This is a genomic window from Halomonas sp. ALS9 (genome assembly GCF_001651035.1).
Taxonomy (GTDB): domain Bacteria; phylum Pseudomonadota; class Gammaproteobacteria; order Pseudomonadales; family Halomonadaceae; genus Vreelandella.
Genome location: NZ_LXRG01000210.1, coordinates 120,963 through 143,155, shown reverse-complemented (window position 1 = coordinate 143,155; position 22,193 = coordinate 120,963). Strand labels below are relative to the sequence as shown.

The following is a 22,193-nucleotide window of genomic DNA, read 5'->3' as shown; positions in this document are numbered from 1 at the left end:
AATGCAGCTTTATTGGAAAAAGCTGGGTAGCGTTAATGAGATAGCAGGTACGTATGTCACCAGCATCAAGGCTACGAACAGTGCTAAGAAGAACGGCCAAATAGTGCGTACCGCTTCCTCGATTTTAATTTTGCCAATCACACAACCGACAAACAGACAGGCACCTACGGGTGGCGTACACAGACCTAGACCCAGGTTCATCATTAAAATAATGCCAAACTGGATCGGATCCATGCCGAACTGCATGGCTACCGGCAGGAAAATAGGCGTACAAATAAGGATCAACGCGGCCATGTCCATAATCATGCCTAAAATCAATAGAATGATGTTAAGCATAAGGAAAATAACCAGCGGCTTATCGGAAATAGCCATCAGGCCTGTCGTTAGCATTTCCGGAACATTGTAGAGCGCCAGCAGGTAAGAGAATGCCGATGCACACCCAACTAGAATCATCACCAGTGAGGTGGTTTTTACCGACTGAACAACAGCGGCTTTAAAAGAGGCCCAGGTCAATTCACGATAAACCAGACCGGTCACTACAATAGCGTAGATAGCCCCGAAGGCACCGGATTCCGTCACGGTCAGAATGCCCGAAAGCACCCCGCCGACGATAATCACCGCGGTCATCAGGCCAGGCAAGGAGGCGAAAAAACTGACTATCAACGCATGCCAGCCAGGGAAAGCTTCGCCCTTATAACCGCGCTTCACCGCGACAATATAAGCCGCAACGGCTAAGCTGACGCACATTAAAATACCTGGAACAATACCGGCGATAAACAATTGGGTAACGGAGATACCACCACCCGCCGCGACGGCATAAAGAATCATGTTATGGCTAGGGGGGATCACTACGCCCGCAATCGATGAGGTTACGGTGACATTCACGGCATAGTCGGCGTCGTACCCCTTCTCTTTCATCACCGGGATAAGGATAGAACCTAACGCCGATGTGTCTGCCACTGCCGAACCAGAGATTCCTCCGAACAGCATGGAAGAACTAATGTTCACCATTCCCAAACCGCCACGCACCTTACCCACCATCGCTGATGCCAAGCGCACAAGGCGAGTGGAGATACCGCCGTGCATCATTAACTCACCAGCAAAGATAAAGAAGGGAATCGCAAGCAGTGAAAAAACGGAAATACCGGATAGGATGCGTTGAAAGGCAACAAATAGCGGCAAGCCTTCATACAGGAAGGTAACAACCGCAGCTAAACCAACAGCAAAAGCAACCGGCGCGCCAACTATAAGGCCTAAGAAAAAGATCCCGAAAAGAATAATAAGACCCATCATTTATACCCTCTTAACTTTTCGAGTCAGTAAGCGCTGTGCTATATCAGCGGCTGCAAAAAGCATAATTAACACACCACAAATCACCAGGGGAGCCGCCCGCCAACTCTCAGATAGACCTATCATGGGAATAGCCCTTTCCAAGTTTGACATCACTAACGTCCAGCCTTGGAAAGCCATGAAACCGCCAAAAAAGAAGATAAAAAGGTCAGAAAGGTGGTGCATCAAACCGCGCAATGGGCCAGCAAAGCTTTCACGAATAAAATCAATATTCAGATGGCTATGGTGCCTAACCCCTGCCGCTGCGCCTAAGCAGGTAATATAAACAACCAATACTAACGAGGCTTGCTCAACCCAAGTAGGCGTATTGTTCAGCACATACCGGCCGAAAACTAACCACCCAAATATTAGAATAAGAGTGACTAATAAGATCCCCGCAATAAGAATACATAAGCTGGCGACACCATCTAAGATTCGATTCAGCGAGCCGCTTTCTTCCGCGTCTTCCTTATCGACCTGCGATTCAAGTTCGATACTCACGGCACATTTCCTTTTCAACTTCTGGCAGCATTAGCTGCCAGAAGCGTGTGGGCGACAAAGTTTACTCGGTAGCGCGAATTTCCTCGATCAGCTCACCTGTGCCAGGATTACTAGCGATGAAGTCTTCATACATGGGTTCCATAAGCGCCTGAAAGGCGGCTTTATCGTCCACTTCATTAATCTCAACGCCGTGGTCGAGGACGATCTGACGACTCTCTTCTGAGCTTTCTACCCATAGCTCACGCTGACGTTTGGAAGCCTCTTCGGCTACTTCACGAACAATGTCCTGATCTTCTTGCGAGAGCTTTTCCCAACTTGATTTAGCCACACACAAACACTCAGGAATGATTAAGTGCTCGGTTAACGAGTAGTAGCCCGTCGCTTCATAGTGGTTGCTTGACTCAAAAGAGGGATAGTTATTTTCAGCACCATCGAGCACGCCAGTGGTTAAGCTCTGATACACCTCACCATAAGACATCGGCGTGGCATTACCACCCATGGCAGCGATCATATCGACGTAAAGATCGTTATTCATTACCCGAATCTTTAAGCCTTTAACATCTTCAGGGGTTTTAATAGGGCGTTGGGTGTTATAAATGCTGCGAGCACCCGAATCGAACCATGAAAGAACCACCAATCCTTTGTCTTCTAAAGCGTCGGCAAAGCGCTCGCCAATTTCTCCGTCCATTACTGTATGCATATGTTCAACGTCATTGAACAGGAAGGGTAACGAGAATACGTTGGTTTCTGGCACGATGGGCCCCATCGGACCCATATTAAAGTTGGCAAAATCCAATGCCCCGTTACGGGTCTGCTCAATGGCGTCTGACTGGTCACCCAGCACGGCATTGTTATAAACACGTGGAGTAATGCGGCCTTCCGTTTGTTCCGCCACCGCGTCAGCAAACTCTTCTAACGCTACCGTATTAGGATAGCCGTCAGGATGAATGTTCCAACCACGCCAGTTATCTGCTTGAGCAGGCAGTGCAAAGGCTATCAGTGCCATTACGCCAGCGGTGGGCAGCATAGTTTTTAAAGCATAGGTTTTCAGACTGTTGGTTTTCATCACGCTGTCGCTCATGCAGTTATTGTGTGTGCGCATGTCTAACGTCCTCTTATTATTGGTAATTGCATACTAATTATTAATAATAATCAGCATTCGATTAATACTTCTTTGCTACATCGATAAGCGCTTCAAGCTGCTGGCGCTCATCTTTAGTGGGCATAGTCAGCGGTGCGCGGACACTGCCTGCAGGACGGCCGATAATGTCAGCGCCTGCTTTGATGAGGCTCACTGCATAGCCTGCTTTTCGATCCCTGAGATCCACGAAAGGAATAAAAAAGTCATTGGTGATCTGCTTCACAACTTCTTTATTGCCTTTGCGTAACTCCTTGTAAAACGTTACCGCCATTTCCGGTACGAAGTTGAAAACGGCAGAAGAGTAAGTATTCACGCCAATGGAGACGTAAGCTTCAGCAAAAATTTCCGCCGTGGGCACGCCGCCGATATACACCAATCGGTCGCCAACAGTTTTGACGATCTTGTTGAGTGCTTGGATATCGCCTTTGCCATCTTTTAGCCCCACCAAGTTAGCGCAGTGGTCGGCGAGTTGCTGAACCGATGAGGCATTCAAAATGCCATTGCCACGGTTGTAATAAATCACGTTGATTGAGGTGGCATCACAAATTTGGCGTGCATACTCGACTAAGCCATCCTGTGGGCACTCGGTAAGGTAAGGCGGCATCAACAGAATGCCATCGGCGCCCGCCTCTTCAGCCGCTTTTGCAAAGGCTTTGCCTGTCTCTACGCTTAAGCCAGCACTGGCGATGACCGGCAAGCGCCCGTCAATCACTTCGACCGCCACGCGAACAATTTCGCGATATTCCTCTAGAGAAAGACTGAAAAACTCTCCTGTACCACCCGCGACAAAGACCGCGGAAATCTCGTGGCTAATGAACCACTCAAGCCGCTTGCGATAGCTCGCTTCATCAAAACGGCCCTGACTATCGAAGTCCGTGATGGGGAACGATAGCAAGCCATCGCCGATGGCATTGGTTACTGCTTCTCTTGAAAACGTCACGTTACGCCCTCTGTGTGAATGCGTTGACCATTGAGCGAGAAGATATTGGCGACTCAAAATAAACGCACTATGTAATACATCATACAATTATTGAAGATATGTACTACATTGAAGCGACGCAAGCAGAACTATCAAAATTTAAACCAAAGTAGCAGTTACTAGGATTAACGTACCAAGGCAGGTTGTTTAGGATTGAATTCCCAACCAGGAATCAAAAACTGCATGGCCATGGCATCATTTCGCTGCGTGGTATCCAACGACTTATAAAGGCTATGCGCTTCCATAAGCTTTTCTTCGTCAAGTTCAACCCCCAGCCCTGGGGTGGTGGGCACCTTGAGTTTGCCATTGCGAATAAGCAAAGGGGCTTTCGTGATGCGCTGCCCGTCTTGCCAAATCCAGTGGGTATCAATCGCGGTAATCTCACCTGGGCAAGCTGCTGCAACGTGGGTCATCATGGCGAGCGAAATATCAAAGTGATTATTACTGTGAGAACCCCAAGTCATCCCCCACTCATTGCAAAGCTCACCCACTTTGACAGCACCTTGCATGGTCCAGAAATGACAATCTGCCAAAGGTATATCAACGGAATTAAGTTGGACGGCGTACTGCAGCTGTTTAAAATCTGTCGCAATCATATTGGTAGCGGTTGGCAAACCGGTACGCTTCTTGAACTCAGCCATGGTCTCGCGCCCAGAATAACTCTCCTCCTGACCACAGGGGTCTTCAGCGTAGCTGAGCAGATGTTTGATAGGCTCCAGCACTCGCACCGCTTCATCGAGCTTCCAGGCACCGTTGGGATCAAGCGTTAGTCGCGCATCGGGGAATGCATCATGGAGCGCGCGAATGCAATCGGCTTCGTCTTCGCCACGTAATACTCCGCCTTTTAATTTAAAGTCTTTAAACCCATACCGCTCATAGGCGGCTTTGGCTAAGTTCGCCACGGCTTCGGGTGTCAGTGCTTCTTGGTAGCGTATTTCATCCCAGGTATCTTGAGGGTTATGCGCTTTAGGATACGGCAGGTCTGTCTTGGCCGGGTCTCCCAATAAAAACAGGTAGCCCAATGCCTCGACTTCATCACGCTGACGACCGTACTGCCCCAGCAGATCGGCGACGGGCAGTTGCAGTGCCTGCCCATAGAGGTCTAATAGCGCCGATTCAATCCCCGTGATGACATGCACCGCTACGCGCAAATCAAACGTTTGACGGCCCCGCTCTTCCCGTCCGTTCTGCGCCAATTGCAGCCGAACCTGATTAAGGGTGTGCTTAATATTATTGATCTGCGAGCCTTCTACTAACGCGCGGCACTGCTCCAGCCCCTTAAGAATGCCGCCACTGGAAGGAATCTCACCAACGCCTTGGTTACCGGCATCATCCTCAAGGATAACCACACAGCGAATAAACCAAGGCGCATGACCGCCGCTGAGGTTTAGCAAAAAGCCGTCAAAGCCCGCTACGGGTATAACACGCATACTCTTGATTTTCGGGAACATATATTTATTACCTATTATATTATCGATCCAGTAATTGTTTCTTTAACAAACCTAACCCTTGGCTGCATTATCAAATGAAACCAAATCATGGTTACTGTTTGAAGAGACGCGAATGACGCAAGCAATAACTTTTTACATCAATATAAATTCACTGGACATTGAGCGCACCGACGATATGGGTTACTAATTTAGCTATCATATATGTAATACATCATACAAATAGAAAGATAATTATCATTCAGTGATGGCGCAAGCAAAAGCCGTAGAATTTAAACCAAAGTAGCGAGCAAAGACCTTTCACCACCGAAGTCAAAAACGCTCAACCTTTATAGCTAACCTATTGTAAATAATTATATTTTTAAACCTCAACCACCCAATCTGGCTTAAACAGCACTGGGTTGAACTCATAGGGGTAACCGCCAGGGTTGGCAATGACACGTGTGCCGTTGCGTAGAATATCCACGGGCTCGTGAACATGCCCGTGCACCCAAACATCCATCTTGCCCATTAGATGAGGCAAGTGGGAAGCAAACGCTGGGGATAACGCGTCGCCCAGGTATTGGCCTGGGATGCAATCGTGCAGCGGGGCGTGGTGGCTAACCACCACTTTTGGGCCATCAAATGACTGTGACAGCTCGTTTTCTAGCCAAACGAGGGCTTCAGCGTGCACCTGCTGGCTCGCCTGCGGTGTGAAGGTTACGCCAGGGGACATTTGCACGGTTTTAAAATCGGGCATGTAGCTCAGCGCCTTAGACTCAGTATCGGCAGGGTTCTGAGTTGGATCTCCGGCGTAAAGCGCAAAGTCAGTCCATAGCGTAGTACCGTAAAAGCGCACGCCATTGAGAGTTATGGCACGGTTATCCAGTAGTTCAATGTCGAGCCGCTCGGCTTCGAGCGCCAGCTCATCACGTAACAGCGGCATGCAGGTACCGTAGAATTCATGGTTGCCTGGCACATAGATAATCGGCATGTCCGGAAAGCGGGAACGCGCCCAGGCAAGGCCTTCGCAGTGGCGGTGAATATCTCCAGCCAGGATGACTACATCGGCAACCACCTCAGGCAGCTCGCGGTTACCGTCAAAAAATTCCAGGTGTAGGTCAGACAAAATACGTAGACGCATAAGGCTCCTCGTCGCCAATACTTATGCAAACCACCATAACCATCTCAAACTACCGTAACCAGCCTAGGTCACTTTGTCGCATAGCACGGTGCAGCACCACATTCATGCTGCATTGCAGCAAAAATAGACTACAATAAAGAGGTAGTCCCAAAAGGAGGACCGCACAATGAGTTTTTTAATAACATCCCCTGCACGCGATAATGAAGTTCTAGAGTACTGGAGCTTGAATGCTCAGTGGCATCGTGCCGCAGCTGAAGCGCTGAAAGCCTACCTAGGCTAAATCAGGTGCTTTTCTACCCTTAAGACCAAAGAAAACACCGAAGCCGGAATATTTTCCGGCTTTTTTAATGCTTATGAAAACCTTTTCCATTCAAAGACCTAATATCGTTCTACAGGCATATGTAAGCCATAGCTTACAAAAAATGGCAAATCACCTACATCGTTAGGACTAGCCCTTCGCAGAAAAAGCTCTTAATATCTCACAACAGCTAAATTGCTGCTATGCACAACACAGGCTGTGTACAACATAAGATTTTTACAGCATCTGATTTTATAACATGTTTTTACAACATTTTTTACAACAAGGTCTCAACGAATTCTCTGACCCCCTGAAAGAGGAATGAACGCCATGCAACACTTAGTTACCCCTGCACAAGCGTTGGAAGTTGATGTTATGGAAGTGTGGGCAAAACGCGCTCTACAGCAGCGTGCGGCACTTGACGCTATTAAGGCCTACCTGCGTTAAGCATAGATACGGCATGCTGTTTTAGCTCCATACAACGCCTCGTTTACACGAGGCGTTTTTTATTCTTACAGTCAATTGTAATGGGCAGGCTTCGCTATCAATTGGCTGGTCGGGCCAAATGCCCTCAAGGTGTTTTTATCACTTATGGATCAATGACTTACGCAGTAATTTTGCAAGCTGCTGTATTTTTATTGAAAACGGATGTCAGCACAAGAAAACCTCCTCAATTGAGCGTTCTCCTCGTAAAGATAAATCGCTTTAATGTTATCCATCGCTACGATTAATTACACTTTTGAAATTTTCAAGCAGTAACAATCAGCGCTACGCTTAACGAAGTAATGGCTTTAAGCACAACAATACGGTGTTCGTAGTCGACCTCAATAATCTTCTTTACAGTAGGGTATGGAGTTACACAAAGGAATGGTCTAATATTAGTTCGGCTAATAAAGGCGCAATACTCAACGTGCAGACTCTTCTTGTTATGCACGCACATTGACGAAGGAACGGACGATGCAAACACCTTTTTTGGTTCGCAAAACATCTTATGCTTTAGGTTTAGCGGCAGCACTTGCCCTTAGCGGCTGCCAGTCAGGCGCTGACCTTGGAGGTCTGATGTCTGCGGGCTCCAGTTTGGCTGGCGCTGCCACGATGTCGGATCAACAAATGCAACAACTTGGCGATCAAACCATTGCCCAGCTGGATTCTCAAAACCGCCTTGTTGCAGACGACAGTCAGTATGCACAACGTTTGGCGAAGCTAACCCAGGGCTTAGAAACAGTCGACGGCCATACGCTTGACTATAACGTTTATCATTTAGACGACGTTAATGCTTTTGCGGTACCCAACGGCTCCATCCGGTTGCATAGCGCGCTGATGGATGAGATGACCGATGATGAAGTACGCTACGTTATCGCCCACGAGATCGGACACGTCGCGTTAGGGCACTCCAAACGTGCTTTCCAGGTTGCCTATGCCGCGTCCGCTGCACGTGAAGCAGCTGCTGCTAGTGGCAGCACCACCGCCGCCGCACTTTCAAGCTCTGAGCTTGGTGATTTGGGCGAAAAGCTTGTCAATGCTCAGTTCTCGCAACGCCAAGAGAATGAAGCTGATGACTATGCCATTGAGCTAATGCAGCGCCACAACCTGAATGCAGAGGCATCCGTTGCAGCCCTACGCAAGCTAGAAGCCAAATACGGCAATGACAGCAGCGTCTTTTCCAGCCACCCAGCAGCGGGTGATCGTGCAGAGCGCCTAGAAGCTTCCTTCCAGTAAGATGAAGGAACCTGTACTCCTGCTAAATTCGCCCCGGTGATGCCTAGCGGGAGTACAGGTTGCTACTAACAATAAAGCAAAAGGGCAACACCCCCTCATTCTAGGCCCACTCGCCACTCTCTTCTTGCTGTTCTGACAATTGGGTTAGGTAGGTGCCCTGCAAGATATACATCCGCTTTACATCGCGGTACTTGCCATTGATAAAGAACTCCTGCACCAAGTGGCCTTCTTCAATAAAACCACTCTCTTCGTAAAGATGGATCGCTTTAACGTTCTCCACCGCCACAATGAGATATACCTTGTGTAGGTTTAGAATTGTGAATGAGTAGTGCAATGCTTGGCGAATTAAGGAGCGGGCAAACCCTTTCCCCTGGTGATCCGGGGTAATAATGATTTGAAACTCGCCGCTGCGATGGATGTAGTCGATCTCAATCAGCTCTACCAGGCCAATGGCATTTCCATGGCTATCCTCCGCGACAAAGCGCCGTTCGGCGTTGTCATGGATGTGCTTGTTATACAATTCCTCCAGCTCATCAAATGACTCGTAAGGCTCTTCAAACCAGTACGACATAATGCTCTGGTTATTGTTTAGTTCATGAACAAAGCGCAGGTCGTTGCGCTCCAGTGCACGCAAATAAAGTTGGTGGCCCATTACCCGCTATCCTTATGAATATCCGTTAAGATATACGCGTTTTAAGCTTGCCTGCTACCCAATTTTTGCATTTAGGCTAGGCCATTTTGGCTAAGCGTTTAAATGAAAACAGCTCCGCCAAGGGGTGCTCTCTACCCTCAATAAGCGCTCGCAGCAGTTTGGCGCCTATCATGCTGTAGCTGATGCCGTTGCCGCCATAGGCCATGGCGAAATGTACGCGTGGGCCCAGGGCATCATGAGGCCCGAAAAAAGGCAAGCCATCGCCGGTTTCCGCAAAGGTACCGCCCCAAGAGAATGTGGGGTTAATATCTAGCCTAGGCCATAGCGCTTCTATCTTAGCTGCCAGCCCCTCGGCCTTCTCTTCTACCCTCGCGTCGCGGCGCTTGGGAATATCTTCGTCGTCATCGTCTCCGCCCACGAGGAGTCGCCCATCGCAGGTAGTGCGCATATAGAGGTAGGGTCGCGCTGACTCCCATACCATGGTGTGGCGTAACTTACCCAAGGCCTCTGGCGGTAGCGGGTCAGTGATAAGCGCATAGCTGCTAAGATTGTCAGCCACCTTTTCTGGCAGCCAAGCTTGCGACTCATACCCTGCAGCCATCACCACGTACTTGCAGCGCAGCTTGGCACTATTGGCCAACGTCAACGTGACTCCCTGGTCATCCGGCGTCATCGTCTCCATTTGCGTGCGGTCATATACTTCTCCCCCGCGCTCGACCACCCTGGAAAACAGCTGATACGCCATACGATAAGGATCAATAGTGGCGGCTAGCTGAGTAAGAATAGCACCGGGTGCCTCAAAGCCGTACTCCGCCAAAATAATCTCGCGCTCAAGCCATTCGGCTTCAAACCCGTGTTTTTGGCGCAGCGCTAACTCCTCCTTGAGCGACGCGACATCCTCTTCGCTACTGGCGTAGTAAAGGCTTTGCTGACGCTCAAAATCCACATCACCCAGCCCTGCCGCCAGGGACTCAAGTTCGCCAATGGCTTCGGCGCAGGCACGGTAGGCAAGCACTGCATCGGCTTCCCCATAGCGCTCGGCTAACGCTGTCATATGGGTATCAATTTCGTACTGCAGTAACGCAGTACTGGCGGCTGAACTACCCCAGCCCACATCCCGGCGCTCCAGCACCACCACGTGGTGGCCGTTGCGGCTTAGCTCATCAGCAATCAACGCGCCTGTAATGCCGCCACCAATCACTACCACCTCGCATTGGTGATCGCGGGTCAGTTGAGGAAAGGTTTTCAATAGGCCATTTTTGACCGCCCAAAAGGGATAACCACTTTTCAGATCCATCTGTTTGCCTTTGCTTGAGAGACTTGCAGTATGCTGTTAACCATAGATGGTTCCCCAGAACTTGCATGAGAAAACGCTTCTGAGTAACTGCCCCACACAATAAAGGAGATGTGCATGATTGATTTACGCAGTGATACAGTGACCCGTCCGACCTCTGCCATGAAAGACGCCATGATGGCCGCCCCGGTTGGCGATGATGTGTGGGGCGATGATCCAACGGTCAACGCGTTTCAAAACAATTTAGCCGAGCAGGCAGGCAAACAAGCGGCGCTTTTATTTCCTAGCGGCACTCAAAGTAATCTGGTGGCGCTCATGGCCCACTGCGAGCGCGGCGATGAGTACATCGTTGGGCAGTCGGCCCATACCTACAAATATGAAGGCGGAGGAGCAGCTGTACTGGGCAGCATTCAGCCACAGCCGATTGAGAACGCTGCCGATGGCACCCTGCCCCTGGAGAAAATCAGTTCCGCCATCAAAGCCGACGACTTTCACTTTGCCCGCAGCAAACTGCTAGCACTGGAAAATACGATTGGCGGCAAAGTACTGCCCGCAGACTACGTATTGAAAGCCACCGAACTGGCACGGGAACGGGGGTTGGCAACGCACCTGGACGGCGCGCGGCTATTCAATGCCGCTGTTGCTACCGACACCTCACTCAAGCAACTGTGCCTGCCGTTTGATAGCGTGTCGCTATGCTTTTCAAAAGGCATGGGCGCCCCCATCGGCTCAGCCCTGGTGGGCTCGCAAGCATTGATCGACCGCGCACGACGCTGGCGGAAAGTAGTGGGTGGCGGCATGCGCCAATCAGGTATTATCGCCGCCGCCTGCCAGTATGCGTTGGACCATCACGTGGCGGACTTGGCCGACGATCATCGCCGTGCAGCGCGACTGGCAGAGGGCTTGGCTAGGCTGCCCGGTGTCGAAATCACCTCTCAAGACACCAATATGGTGTTCGCGCACTTCCCCGACGAGCATGTTCAGCCGCTCTCCACCTGGCTAAAAGAGCACGGCATTTTAATTGAGCTACTCTACGCCACGCGCTTTGTTACCCATCGCGATATTAATGATGCGAATATCGACAAGGTTATCGCGGTGATGGAGGCCTATTTTAGTCGCCACTGACGACTAGCTGGCACTGAGCGCGAGATGCACAGCGATGCCGGCCATCATCAAACCAATCAAGCCGTCGATAATGCGCCACGCGATGGGCTTCGAGAGCCAAGGTGAAAGTGCGGCACCGCCCCAGGCCAGTAGGCTAAACCACAGTATGGAAGCGGTAGAGGCACCCGCCACAAACACACCGGCGCTCTCCTGCTGGGCGCCAATGGCGGGTATCAGCAGCAGCGTGTCCAGGTACACCTGTGGATTGAGTATGGTGACCGCAAGAGTGGCGAAAATCACTTTGGTTAAACTGGGCGCTTTGCCCGCCTCGGCGCGAAGCCCCTGCCGCCCGCTAAAGGCTCGAAACAGTGCCTGGGCCGCCAGCCAGCTTAAAAACACGACGCCCACCCAGCGCATGACTTCCAACGCGCTGGGCATCGTCAGCAGAAAAGCACTCACCCCAAACATGCCCGCCGTAAGCAGGATAATATCCGCACTCATGCACAGCCCCGCCGACCACCAGTGATACTCCCGGCGAATGGCCAAGCCTAATATATAGGCGTTTTGCGCCCCAATCGCCATGATAATGCCGCCGCTCACCACCAGCCCGGTGATATAACTTTCCCACATTGCCCCGCTCCCAGTGTCAGAATATGCGTCGTGTTGATCAAACTGACACTAAGGTACTGGGCACCACTGATAACTAAAAATCATCCTGCTAATGGAGCATTAGTTTTTCTTATTATAAAACCGTTTATCAATGTCGGAAAAACGCACGGCGAATCAGCGTTCCGATGAAGCAGTGGGCTGAGGCTCAGTGGGTGCTTCAGGCCTGTGACTGGGCAGAATCAAAAGATTAATTGCTAGTACTGTCTTCCAAGGCTTCGACTAACGATGTTGAGAACTGATATGCAGAAGGTAGTGCACCGAACACCCAGAATGGAGGAACTGTTAATAAATTGTTTTCTCGAATGCTGGGTACATACTGCCATAGGCCACGGTCGGAAAGTTGAGTTGCTATATTCCCGGAAAGTTGTGGGCCTTCCACGATTACTAGTCGCGCATCAATGCCGATTAGCGCCTCTACTCCAACAATCGAAAATCCCTTCTGGTTTGTTGGTTCTTGCCAGGCGTTGGAAAGACCCAACTGGTCAAGTACGGCTTGAACTAAGCTATTTTGTCCATAAACCCTCACATGGTTTAAATCTAAAGCGCGAATAATTAGCAGTGGTTCGTTCCATTCCGTGATTCTATTTTTTAGGTGTTCAATTTTATCTTCAAGGTCGGCAATATACACCTCGCCAGAATCTGGCAACATAATAGTCGAGGATAATTTTCTTGTGAAATCTTTAAGTTCATTCCATCTGTCTACGTCTTCTTGGTAGATAGTGAAGCGATGTGTGTTGTATGTGTCTGATAGTTGCTCATCGGATACGGCAAAAACGCTGTCTGACACTATTATGTCTGGATGCATTGATGTAATAAGTTCAAGGTTTGGTTGAAATGAGATACCAACTTCCACTGTGTCTTCCGGAAGGGATCTGATGCTTCCCCATTTTTGATAATTATCTCTCATTGACATACCTATTGGGGGCGCACCAATGGCGACCAGCGTTTCGGCAGTAGTCCAACTAAGGGCTATCGTAGAAGGAGGAGAGGAAGCATGACTGATGGTTGATATAAAAAAAGAAAGATATAAAACCAAAGCGCGCAGACAAGATTCGTTGCTTATATTTAATTGAGAGAGAATATTCATGTTTTCTCTATATAGGGTAAGGATTGTAGCAAGAGGCTTATAGATCTCTCATTTGGCGGCAATTTTAACACCCAATTTAATGAATTTTAAATTGCCGCCAAGTTAGTGTTCTTTAGAATGGCAGGTTTACTCCCCTGCTCATGGCTTATTAGAAAATATAATCCATAGTAAGCATAAAATTTCTTGGCGCACCGTAATAATTATGCCTATTTCCGCCTCTAACTGTAGAGTAGTACTCCTTATCAGTTAGGTTATTGCCATTCAATGAGATGTCCAAGCTCTCACTGACTTGATAGCCGAGCAGTGCTGAAACAGTGGTGTATCCACCTTGCTCAGTTCGAATATCCCCACTTTGGGCATAAATTCCACTAAAGGTATTTACACCTGCACCAATGCGCCATCCCTGATTTTCAGTGTCACTAAAGCGATAACGTGACCATAGGTTGAAATTATGCTCAGGTGTGTCCGGTGAAAGCGTGAGGCCTTCTGAGTTAGCGTCCTTCACGAACTCTGTCTGCGTATAAGCATAGCCAGCACTGAGATCCCAGCGAGGCAACAACTGACCGCTGACTTCAAGCTCGACCCCCTCACTCCTTGCTTCGCCGATAGGAATTGAGAAACCAGGATTATTAGGATCCGTATAAGCACGGTTGGTGTCTTCAATACGGAAAACTGCGACATGCCAGTTTAACTCGCCCTCAAGATTGGATCCTTTGATCCCTATCTCTATTTGGTCACCTTCACGTGGATCGATAAAATTGCCATTTCGGCCTGTGGACAGTTGCGGTTCGAAGAAACCGGTGTAACTGGCGTAAAGATTGATTTCAGGGTTGAGTCCATAGATCAGGCCCGCATAAGGAATGAATTTAGATCCACTGCTATCATTCTCGCTCTTTGCACCTCCAGCGCTGAGGAAAGTCTCCGTTTCCCACCAATTAATGCGCCCCCCTAAGGCAAGAGTAAGAGGATCAAATAAGTTGAAATTAGCTTGGCTATAGACTGAATACTGCGTGCTGGCCTGGTCAGAACGAACAGGGTTTTGATCGAAAGTAGGAGGCTCTGAAGTTCTATGGTCGGAAGAGAAAATACTGGCTGGAACAGTGATCGGGTTGCCAGACGCAAATGTACGGTTAACTTCCCTGCTCAAATAGCTGGTGCCGAGTACGGCTTCGTGGGTGCTCCCAGCCAGTTCAAAGGGAGTACGTGCCTGAAATTCGAGATAATCATCCTGGCGTTCTTGATCCCACTGGATTCGGCGCATCAAGAATTCACCGGTACCGGTTGAAACGGACGAATGGCTTTCACTCTTTTGGAGGTTGGAATCTCGATTCAGGTGATTGGCTTTAAAAGTGATTTCAGCACCATTGCTCAACCGATGCTCCAATTCCACAAAATAACGCTGGGCATCACCGGCTTGTTTTTCCCAATCTGAACCTAGATACGTAGAGCGACTAACATTGAGTAGAGAACCATCACTGTAGATCGGTAGTCCCGAGTTAGGGCGGAACTCTTCGTCTTGTATGGTTGCCCCCAAGGACAGTGTGGTATCCGGGGTCAGGTCGAACTCCAAGGTTCCATAACCGACTTTGTTCTCCGAATATACATTATCGATGAAGGAGCCTCGATCATCATAGACACCGACGAAGCGGCCCCGGACTCGCCCATCACTATCCAGTGCGCCAGTTACATCGACTACCCCCCGATAAGCATCATCTGTACCGGCAGAGAGGGTAACCGAGGCTTGGCTTTCAGTTAAAGCACGTTTGCGCACCAGGTTGATGGTACCGCTGGGCTCACCAGACCCATGGAGAATACCCGCAGGCCCACGTAGAACCTCAATACGATCGAGTAGGGCTGTATCAAATACTCCAGCGCTTTCCCAGGCACTTTCTGGACTCTGAGCAGGACTACCATCAATGAGAAAGGAGTTAATATTATAGCCTCGAGACTTGAGCTCGTACTGATTGGGCCCGTACTCACGCACGGTCATACCAGTAACATTGCGCATGGCCTCGGCCAATGAGGTCGTACCTTGATCATCCAGCCGTTCCCGCGTCACGACGCTGACGGACTGAGGCGTTTCCTTAACTAACTGAGACGCTAAACCGATGCTAGTGCTTTCACTTGTGTAGGAATTGCTGTTCTCGGTCATGCCGTAGGGCAGACGCGCTCCTGTCACCTCAATAGTCGACAGCGCCACCCCATCTGGCCGCTCCTCCAACCGATAGCTCCCATCCCCCTGCCGTACGGCCCTAAGGCGGGTGCCATTCAGCAGCCGTTCGAGCCCTTCATCTAACCCATACTGGCCCTGCAGGCCAGGGCTTTGGCGCCCTTCGCCTAGCTCGCCAGCACCGCTGATAAAAACACCAGCCTCAGAGGCAAAGCGGTTGACTACCGTGCTGACCGGGCCCGCAGGGATAGCGTACTGGCGTGTTTGCTGCTGGGTGGTTTGCGCCATGGCGGGTAGCGACAATAGCGGCGTAGCTAACAAACCGACGGCGGCGAGATGAACCGCCAGCGCGAGGGCGCGGCGGCGCCGTGGGAGCTGACTAATAGCGGTAGATGATGAAGGTAATGCGGTGCGGTGCTGCGGCATTTCGGTTCCCCTTGCAGATGGTTTTTGGCTGCTTATATAGGGGAATCGAACCCGCGCGAAAAAAGGGAACCAAGAAAATCAATTTTTCCCTTTTATTCTTGGCACGCTTTTATTCGCGCTCTGACCCGGCCACCTCGATCTTGATCCACCAGGGCATCACTTGCCGCACCGTCACCGGCAGCGTGGTCTCGACCATGTGCAGGGAGCGCTCCAGATCGTCAAGCGGGAAAGCGCCGAGTAGTGTAAGGTCAGCCACCGCCGGGTCGACCTCAAGGCGGCCGCGGTGATGCTGGCTAAGCTCCGCGGCGAACGTTTTCAGCGACATATTTTCCGCCAGCAAAACACCGTTGGCCCAGGCGGCCCGGCTGCCGTCGGCGGGGTTGAGTTCGCCAATGCCGTTAACGGCGTAGCTGGCCTGTTCACCCGCGTCGACCACTTGGTGCTGGCTGGCATGGTCGGCATCGCCATGGGTCTGGATAGCCACCGCGCCCTCAAATACCGCTAGCAGTTCATCGGTTTGGCGTTGGCGCACGCTAAAGCGAGTGCCCAAGGGCGTTAGCCGAGCACTGCGGGTATCTACATAAAAGGGGCGTTCGGGGTCTTGGCCGGTCATAATCAGCACCTCGCCCGCCACTAGTTGCAGTCGGCGCTGCTGGTGGTCATAGTCTACGTCCAGCGCCGAGGCGCTGCTTAGCCACACTTGGGTGCCATCTTCCAGTTCAATGCGGGTGATGTCGCCGGTAGCGGTGCGGTAGTCGGCGCCCCAGTACGCGTCCCACTGGGGCAATGGCGTCCACTGCCAGGAAAGCCCGATCAACACGGCCGCAAACGCCAGGGTAGAGAGCCCACTCAGCAGATGCCACCGCCCTCGCCGTCGTTGCCGCGCCGAGCTGATCACTCGGTCGGCGGTCTGCCGCTCCGCCTCATTCAGGCTGGCGGTGAAACGCTGGCTAACGCCTTCCACCTGCTGCCAGGCCCAGCGGTGGGTATCGCTGGCCTCCAGCCACGCCTGCCACCGTTCGTGTTGGGCTAAAGAGAGCTCGCCCGCCTGCCATTCGGCAAACCACTCGGCGGCCTCTGCCAGCGCGCGGCGCTTGGCGGCTTCATCATGGCTTACGGCAGAGACCATTTAGAGGCTGGCCTCGAAACCGGCTTCAATCAATGCACATTGCAGCATGGCCTGGGCCATGTATTTCTTGACCATACGTTCGGAAACGCCGAGTTCTTCGGCAATCTGCCGATAGGGTTTGCCGTGGAGTTGAGAGGCCAGGAAAGCAGTGGCCACCTTTTCAGGCAGTCGCGACAGCATGCGGTCGATCTCGCACAGGGTCTCGATGACGATCTGCTGGTGCTCGACGGAGGGTAAATGCGCCTCAGCGCGAGCGGCCAGTGCCTCTTGCCAGGCCCGCTCGATATCCTGGCGGCGCCAATGATCTACGCACAGCCCTTTGGCCATGCGGCTAAGGTAGGCTCTTGCACCGTCAAAGCTATCCAGATGCCGCGGCGTTTGCAGCAGGCGCACAAAGGCGTCCTGGGCCAGGTCAGCCGCCGATTCGCCGCAGCCCAGCCGCCGACTTAGCAACTGCTGCAGCCAGGGGTGATGGTGGTGATAGAGTTGGCCGAGCGAGTCCCGACAGCCAGTGTGGTATGCCATGGGCTCGGCTGATTGGGGAGCCACCGCCATATAAAGGATCCATACCATTTCGAAAATGATTCTTATTCTTTTTCAATTTAAAGGCAGTGTCAATGCCTTCCCTCACTTCAGAGCCAATAGCAGGCAAGCGGAAGTGAAGATATACGCACTTAGCCCAGCATTGCACACTGTCGCGCGACACGCTACAATCAATAAAAGCCAGTTGGGCATACGTTGGTACGATGGATGATTAAAAGCATCAAGCATAAGGGACTAAAGTTGTTTGTCGAGAAAGGAAGCACTAGGGGCGTCCGTGTCGATCATGTCGACCGTCTCCGTGATCGCCTAACCGTACTGGACGCAGCCACCAGTCTCGACGATATAGCTGCTGGCAACTGGGGCCTTCACCCTCTAACTGGAAAACTGGACGGCCAGTATGCCATCAAGGTGTCGGGGAACTGGCGACTGTTCTTCGAGTTCCGCGACGGTAATGTTTACCTGCTGGACTATGACGACTATCACTGATGGGAGAACAAACCATGGCGATGTATAACCCCTCACATCCGGGCCGCATTATTCGGCAGCGTCTGATTGAGGATGAAGACGGCCACAAGATTAGCAGTGTGGCATCGGTCGCTGAACAGCTCGGCTGTCACCGCAACACCCTGAACCGGGTAATTAACGGCAGCGCCTCCGTCACACCTGAAATGGCATTGGCTCTGGAAAAATTGGACGCCGGAAGCGCCGAATTCTGGCTATCCATGCAGACCAATTATGATCTCTTCCAGCTTCGTCATAACCAGGGCGCGGCTTAGCTAAGCGACTCACATCAATGACTACCCATTTACCCTCGCCACCGCATCGCGGCTGGCGGCTTCCCGCTGCTCACCGGTGAGTTCGACGAGCTGCCCGCCGCGCATTTCCAGCAGGCGATCGGCCTGGTCGAAGTAGTGGTCATCGTGGCTGATGACCACCAGCGTTTTGCCCAACGCCCTAAGTTGCGGCAGTAGCTCACGGTAGAAGACTCGCCGGAACTGAGGATCCTGGTCGGCGGCCCACTCGTCCAGCAGCAGTAGGTCGCGCTGTTCGGCCACGGCCAGCAGCATCGCCAGGCGCTTGCGCTGCCCCTGGGAAAGGTTGATGTTGGTGACGCGATCACCGTCGAAGTCGAGCTTACTCTGCATGCCCAGTGCCGCTAGCCACTCTTCCATTAGCGCCGGGTCGGGTGACTCGCCCGCGGGGCCCATCAAACGGTCAAATAGGTGCAGGTCGGTATAAATCGCCGAGAAGTGTTGGCGATAGCGTGTCCAGTCCTCTTCCCGCAGCGGCATGCCATCGACCCGAACACTGCCGCTTTGCGGTTGATAGAGCCCGGTTAGAAGCCTTGCCAGGGTCGATTTGCCACTGCCGTTGCCACCAATCAGAAACACCACTTCGCCGCGCTGTAAGGTCAGATCGATGGGGCCGATAGCAAAGCCCGGCCGGGATTCCTCATCCGGGTAGCGATAGCAGACCTGCTCCAGAGTAAGCGTCTGCCAGTTATGGCGCAGCGCAGAGTGCCCAAACGCCTCATGGTGCTCAGCCAAGTCTAAACTGCTGATCTTTTCGAACGCTACCCGGGCATTAATCAGCGTCGGAAAGGCGCCAATGGCCTGCATCAGAGGCCCACGTAGAAACAGTAGCGTGAGTGAGAACGTCGTGGCTACCTGCACCGATGCCCAGCCCAGGCCGTTGGCCAAAAAGAACGCTACGCCAATGGCCCCCAGCATCATGATGTTGAACCAGTTCACCGCGCTCAGATGATAGGTATCGCCAAGAATAAAATGGCGCCGACAATCCTGTGCGTTCGGGGTGTAGACATCGCGATACAGCCATTCGGCACGGTCTCGATTGAGCGCCAACTCTTTGCGCCCCTCAATCACCGACTGGTAATCCGCGTAGAGGCGATCCTGTATTTCGCGCAGTTTGGCCATATGCCCATAGACCCGCGCCACCAGGCGTATGCCGATCAAAATAGTCACGATCACCCAGAGCGCGGTGACCCCCAGCATGGCAGGCGAAAGCCACGCCAGGTAAAGCGTGGCGCCGACCGTCAGCACCCCACCCTGCACCAGTTCCGGCAAGCGTATAAACGCAACGGTGACTGAACTCACGTCGGTAGAGAGACTCGCCAGCAGTCGCGCACTGCCAATCTGCTCGGCGCGTTCAATATTGGTATCCAGAATTCGCTTGATCAACTGTCCCCGCAGCCGGTAGACGAAATGGTGGCCTAGCGTGGTCAGCGCCAACTGTGATGTCAGGGTAATAACCAGTAACAGCGCTATCAGCCCCAGGAACTCTGGCAGGATGCGCCAGGGGTCGGTGAAGGTACCTAGCAGCCGTTGATTGATATAGGCGATGACACCAATGCCCAAGCCAGCGCTTATTAGGCTGAGCAGTACCACGGCCACAAAGGGCCAGCGGTAATCACGCCATACAATCCTCAACAGCTCCATGACCACAATTCCCCGGTATCTTGTTTTCAGTGAATGCTAATAGCGAGTGCTAATAGCGAGTGCTAATAGCGAGTGCTAATAGCGAGTGCTAATAGCGAGTGCTAAAACGCAGGTGACTACAATCGCCGCAGCCCCCACATAAAGTAAGCGCCACCAATCAGGGAGGCGACCAAGCCTGCTGGAATTTCATAGGGGAAAATAATCTGACGACCGACCCAATCGGCCAACACCATCAACAACATCCCGATCAGCGCCGCGCCCAGCAGATGCTGCCCTGCCCTGGAGAAGCCGACCAAGCGCGCCATATGCGGTGCCAGCAAACCAATAAACGACAGCGGCCCAACCACCAGGGTGGCGCAAGCAGTGAGTAGCGCTACTAGCAGCAACAGCGCCAAGCGAGCACGATTGAGCGTTATCCCAAGCGCCTTGGCCGTCGGTGCGCCTAACGGCAAGATATCCAACCAGCGGGTAAAAGGTAGCGTGGCCAGCGCCAATAGCGCGGCAATCGCCCCCACCACCACCGCATGGGTGACATCCACGTAATAGGTCGAGCCCGCCAACCAAGCGATCACTTGCTGGCCACGCGGGTCGCCGCCTGCCAACATCACACTGCGCACTGCATCAAACAGCGCAGTGATCGCCACCCCGGTGAGCAGCAACCGCTCGGGCAGGAAGCCGCTTTTACGGTTAATGCCGACCAGCACCAGCAGCGTTGCGAAAGCGCCTAGAGTACCCACACCAATCAGTATCATATTAGTGGGCGCGGGCAGCAAGAAAATACCCAGAATCAGCGCAATGGCACAGCCACCGCTGATTCCCAGCACTTCAGGGCTGGCCATGGGGTTGGCGGAAAGGCGTTGTAGAATCGTCCCGGCAATCGCCAACATCAACCCGCTGGCGGCGGCTGCCATCACTCGCGGCAAGCGCCACTGCATCACGTTCCAGTTATCCGGCGACAACAAGTACCAACCATCAACACCCTGACCAACGAGCAGCCCAAGCAGTGTGGCGCCCAGTAGCGCGAGGATTAAACCGGTGGCCAAACGAGAAGGCGCCGGATGGCGATGGGCGAAAACACCCGCCCCTTTAGGCGGCTGATCGCCCTGAAGTTTCAGGCGTGGGATCAGCCACATTAACAGCGGCGCCCCCAGGGCTCCGGTAATCGCCCCGGTGGGGATAAAGGCCGCCACCATCCCACCGAACTGCTGGAGCAGCAGATCCGTGGTGGTCAGCAGCACCGCCCCCAATAGCGTCGACCATATTAGCCGTGGGCCCAACCGGCGCGCCCCGGCCATACGCACAATATTGGGCGCAGCCAAGCCGATAAAGCCGATAATGCCCACCACGCTGACAATGCTACCGGTAATAAATACTGCCAACCCCATCCCCGCAAAGCGCAGATAGGTCAGCGAGACCCCCAGGCTCTTGGCGCTGGCGTCGTCCAGCTCCAGTACCGCCAGGGGGCGCAGCAAGAACCACGCTGCCACGCAACTAATCGCCAACCGTGGCCAGAGCACCGCAACCCCATCCCAACCGTTTTGCGCCAGCGACCCCGCGCCCCAAATCAGCAGCCCCGAGAGCGCCTCATGATTAAACAGTAGCAGTGCGGTGGAGAGCGCCCCCAAGTACAAGTTGACGACCAAGCCCGCTAGCACCACCACAATAGGTGCCAAACCGCGCCGCCAAGAAAGCAGAAAAACCAACCCCACTGCCAGCGCGCCGCCCAGCAAGGCTACCCATTCGCGCCCTACTACAAGCAGCCCCGGCGCCAGCAAGGTGGCGGTCATCAACGCCAAATTAGCGCCCGACGCCACGCCCAACGTTGTCGGCGAGGCTAACGGGTTGCGCAACACCTGCTGCATGAGTACGCCCGCCAGCCCCAAACCGCCTCCGGCCAGCAGCGCGATCGAGAGGCGCGGCCACCAAGCATAGTGAAGCAGCAGCTCGTCAACATTCTCAAAGGAAGGTGTCACTAATGCCTTTAGGCCCAGCGCAAAACCGCCTTGCCCCTCTAGGCCAATCCAAAATAGCACCACCATCGGCAGGCTAAGCAACAGGCAGGCTTTCGCGGGCGACATTCCGCCCACTCGTTGGGCAACTTGCGAGGCGCCTAGCATAGCGAGCA

At 52.5% G+C, this 22,193-nt stretch carries 19 protein-coding genes; 4 read left to right on the top strand and 15 right to left on the bottom strand.

What is annotated here, in order from left to right:
- Positions 1–9 precede the first annotated feature (9 nt).
- The 6 genes from A6R74_RS19830 to A6R74_RS19805 form a co-directional block, all read right to left on the bottom strand.
- Positions 10–1,290, bottom strand: coding sequence for a TRAP transporter large permease (locus A6R74_RS19830; RefSeq protein ID WP_064236242.1), 1,281 nt, complete (start codon positions 1,288–1,290; stop codon positions 10–12).
- Between the two features lie 3 nt (positions 1,291–1,293).
- Positions 1,294–1,830, bottom strand: a complete 537-nt coding sequence (locus A6R74_RS19825; RefSeq protein ID WP_064236184.1) for a TRAP transporter small permease — start codon at positions 1,828–1,830, stop codon at positions 1,294–1,296.
- Positions 1,831–1,891: 61 nt separating this feature from the next.
- Positions 1,892–2,857 (bottom strand): TRAP transporter substrate-binding protein, encoded by a 966-nt coding sequence (locus A6R74_RS19820; RefSeq protein WP_373557067.1) that lies wholly within the window; start codon positions 2,855–2,857, stop codon positions 1,892–1,894.
- Positions 2,858–2,993: 136 nt separating this feature from the next.
- Complete coding sequence (kdgD, locus tag A6R74_RS19815; RefSeq protein ID WP_064236183.1) at positions 2,994–3,911, bottom strand: 5-dehydro-4-deoxyglucarate dehydratase; 918 nt, start codon at positions 3,909–3,911, stop codon at positions 2,994–2,996.
- A gap of 164 nt (positions 3,912–4,075) precedes the next feature.
- Positions 4,076–5,401, bottom strand: coding sequence for an enolase C-terminal domain-like protein (locus A6R74_RS19810; protein ID WP_064236182.1), 1,326 nt, complete (start codon positions 5,399–5,401; stop codon positions 4,076–4,078).
- A gap of 358 nt (positions 5,402–5,759) precedes the next feature.
- The gene (locus tag A6R74_RS19805) at positions 5,760–6,521 is read right to left on the bottom strand and encodes a metallophosphoesterase (RefSeq protein ID WP_064236181.1); all 762 of its coding nucleotides are present in this window, start codon (positions 6,519–6,521) and stop codon (positions 5,760–5,762) included.
- Positions 6,522–7,776: 1,255 nt separating this feature from the next.
- On the opposite strand from A6R74_RS19805, the gene A6R74_RS19800 reads away from it, so the two are divergent.
- A complete protein-coding gene (locus tag A6R74_RS19800; RefSeq protein ID WP_064236180.1) occupies positions 7,777–8,538 on the top strand; it encodes a M48 family metalloprotease in 762 nt (253 codons plus the stop codon).
- 100 nt (positions 8,539–8,638) lie between these two features.
- On the opposite strand, the gene speG is transcribed toward A6R74_RS19800, so the two are convergent.
- Entirely contained in the window at positions 8,639–9,190 is a 552-nt protein-coding gene (gene speG, locus A6R74_RS19795; RefSeq protein WP_064236179.1) for a spermidine N1-acetyltransferase, read from the bottom strand.
- Positions 9,191–9,266: 76 nt separating this feature from the next.
- Positions 9,267–10,487 carry an NAD(P)/FAD-dependent oxidoreductase gene (locus tag A6R74_RS19790; RefSeq protein WP_064236178.1) on the bottom strand — a complete coding sequence of 407 codons (1,221 nt, stop codon included), beginning with the start codon at positions 10,485–10,487 and terminating at the stop codon, positions 9,267–9,269.
- Between the two features lie 114 nt (positions 10,488–10,601).
- Between A6R74_RS19790 and ltaE the strand changes: the two genes are divergently transcribed.
- The gene (ltaE, locus tag A6R74_RS19785; RefSeq protein WP_064236177.1) at positions 10,602–11,609 is read left to right on the top strand and encodes a low-specificity L-threonine aldolase; all 1,008 of its coding nucleotides are present in this window, start codon (positions 10,602–10,604) and stop codon (positions 11,607–11,609) included.
- Positions 11,610–11,612: 3 nt separating this feature from the next.
- On the opposite strand, the gene A6R74_RS19780 is transcribed toward ltaE, so the two are convergent.
- From A6R74_RS19780 to A6R74_RS19760, 5 genes are all read right to left on the bottom strand, one after another.
- Entirely contained in the window at positions 11,613–12,218 is a 606-nt protein-coding gene (locus A6R74_RS19780) for a LysE/ArgO family amino acid transporter (RefSeq protein WP_064236176.1), read from the bottom strand.
- A 226-nt stretch (positions 12,219–12,444) separates the two neighbouring features.
- On the bottom strand, positions 12,445–13,344 hold the full coding sequence (locus tag A6R74_RS19775; RefSeq protein ID WP_064236175.1) for an ABC transporter substrate-binding protein: 900 nt from the start codon (positions 13,342–13,344) through the stop codon (positions 12,445–12,447).
- A gap of 148 nt (positions 13,345–13,492) precedes the next feature.
- Positions 13,493–15,940 carry a TonB-dependent siderophore receptor gene (locus A6R74_RS19770; protein ID WP_082906760.1) on the bottom strand — a complete coding sequence of 816 codons (2,448 nt, stop codon included), beginning with the start codon at positions 15,938–15,940 and terminating at the stop codon, positions 13,493–13,495.
- A 109-nt stretch (positions 15,941–16,049) separates the two neighbouring features.
- Positions 16,050–17,069 (bottom strand): FecR domain-containing protein, encoded by a 1,020-nt coding sequence (locus A6R74_RS19765; RefSeq protein ID WP_082906759.1) that lies wholly within the window; start codon positions 17,067–17,069, stop codon positions 16,050–16,052.
- Complete coding sequence (locus A6R74_RS19760; protein WP_082906758.1) at positions 17,070–17,624, bottom strand: sigma-70 family RNA polymerase sigma factor; 555 nt, start codon at positions 17,622–17,624, stop codon at positions 17,070–17,072.
- 195 nt (positions 17,625–17,819) lie between these two features.
- On the opposite strand from A6R74_RS19760, the gene A6R74_RS19755 reads away from it, so the two are divergent.
- The gene (locus A6R74_RS19755) at positions 17,820–18,098 is read left to right on the top strand and encodes a type II toxin-antitoxin system RelE/ParE family toxin (protein WP_064236174.1); all 279 of its coding nucleotides are present in this window, start codon (positions 17,820–17,822) and stop codon (positions 18,096–18,098) included.
- Positions 18,099–18,112: 14 nt separating this feature from the next.
- Positions 18,113–18,388 (top strand): HigA family addiction module antitoxin, encoded by a 276-nt coding sequence (locus A6R74_RS19750; RefSeq protein WP_064236173.1) that lies wholly within the window; start codon positions 18,113–18,115, stop codon positions 18,386–18,388.
- A gap of 21 nt (positions 18,389–18,409) precedes the next feature.
- On the opposite strand, the gene A6R74_RS19745 is transcribed toward A6R74_RS19750, so the two are convergent.
- Together A6R74_RS19745 and fhuB are read right to left on the bottom strand one after the other, a co-directional pair.
- A complete protein-coding gene (locus A6R74_RS19745; RefSeq protein WP_064236172.1) occupies positions 18,410–20,068 on the bottom strand; it encodes a multidrug ABC transporter permease/ATP-binding protein in 1,659 nt (552 codons plus the stop codon).
- 116 nt (positions 20,069–20,184) lie between these two features.
- Entirely contained in the window at positions 20,185–22,185 is a 2,001-nt protein-coding gene (gene fhuB, locus A6R74_RS19740; protein WP_064236171.1) for a Fe(3+)-hydroxamate ABC transporter permease FhuB, read from the bottom strand.
- Positions 22,186–22,193: the final 8 nt, after the last annotated feature.

Coding starts and splice junctions, on each gene's coding strand:
- A6R74_RS19830 (WP_064236242.1), bottom strand. CDS start 1,290: ATGGGTCTTATTATTCTTTTCGGGATCTTTTTCTTAGGCCTTATAGTT.
- A6R74_RS19820 (WP_373557067.1), bottom strand. CDS start 2,857: ATGCTGCCCACCGCTGGCGTAATGGCACTGATAGCCTTTGCACTGCCT.
- A6R74_RS19810 (WP_064236182.1), bottom strand. CDS start 5,401: ATGTTCCCGAAAATCAAGAGTATGCGTGTTATACCCGTAGCGGGCTTT.
- A6R74_RS19805 (WP_064236181.1), bottom strand. CDS start 6,521: ATGCGTCTACGTATTTTGTCTGACCTACACCTGGAATTTTTTGACGGT.
- A6R74_RS19800 (WP_064236180.1), top strand. CDS start 7,777: ATGCAAACACCTTTTTTGGTTCGCAAAACATCTTATGCTTTAGGTTTA.
- speG (WP_064236179.1), bottom strand. CDS start 9,190: ATGGGCCACCAACTTTATTTGCGTGCACTGGAGCGCAACGACCTGCGC.
- A6R74_RS19790 (WP_064236178.1), bottom strand. CDS start 10,487: ATGGATCTGAAAAGTGGTTATCCCTTTTGGGCGGTCAAAAATGGCCTA.
- ltaE (WP_064236177.1), top strand. CDS start 10,602: ATGATTGATTTACGCAGTGATACAGTGACCCGTCCGACCTCTGCCATG.
- A6R74_RS19780 (WP_064236176.1), bottom strand. CDS start 12,218: ATGTGGGAAAGTTATATCACCGGGCTGGTGGTGAGCGGCGGCATTATC.
- A6R74_RS19775 (WP_064236175.1), bottom strand. CDS start 13,344: ATGAATATTCTCTCTCAATTAAATATAAGCAACGAATCTTGTCTGCGC.
- A6R74_RS19770 (WP_082906760.1), bottom strand. CDS start 15,940: ATGCCGCAGCACCGCACCGCATTACCTTCATCATCTACCGCTATTAGT.
- A6R74_RS19765 (WP_082906759.1), bottom strand. CDS start 17,069: ATGGTCTCTGCCGTAAGCCATGATGAAGCCGCCAAGCGCCGCGCGCTG.
- A6R74_RS19760 (WP_082906758.1), bottom strand. CDS start 17,624: ATGGCGGTGGCTCCCCAATCAGCCGAGCCCATGGCATACCACACTGGC.
- A6R74_RS19755 (WP_064236174.1), top strand. CDS start 17,820: ATGATTAAAAGCATCAAGCATAAGGGACTAAAGTTGTTTGTCGAGAAA.
- A6R74_RS19750 (WP_064236173.1), top strand. CDS start 18,113: ATGGCGATGTATAACCCCTCACATCCGGGCCGCATTATTCGGCAGCGT.
- A6R74_RS19745 (WP_064236172.1), bottom strand. CDS start 20,068: ATGGAGCTGTTGAGGATTGTATGGCGTGATTACCGCTGGCCCTTTGTG.
- fhuB (WP_064236171.1), bottom strand. CDS start 22,185: ATGCTAGGCGCCTCGCAAGTTGCCCAACGAGTGGGCGGAATGTCGCCC.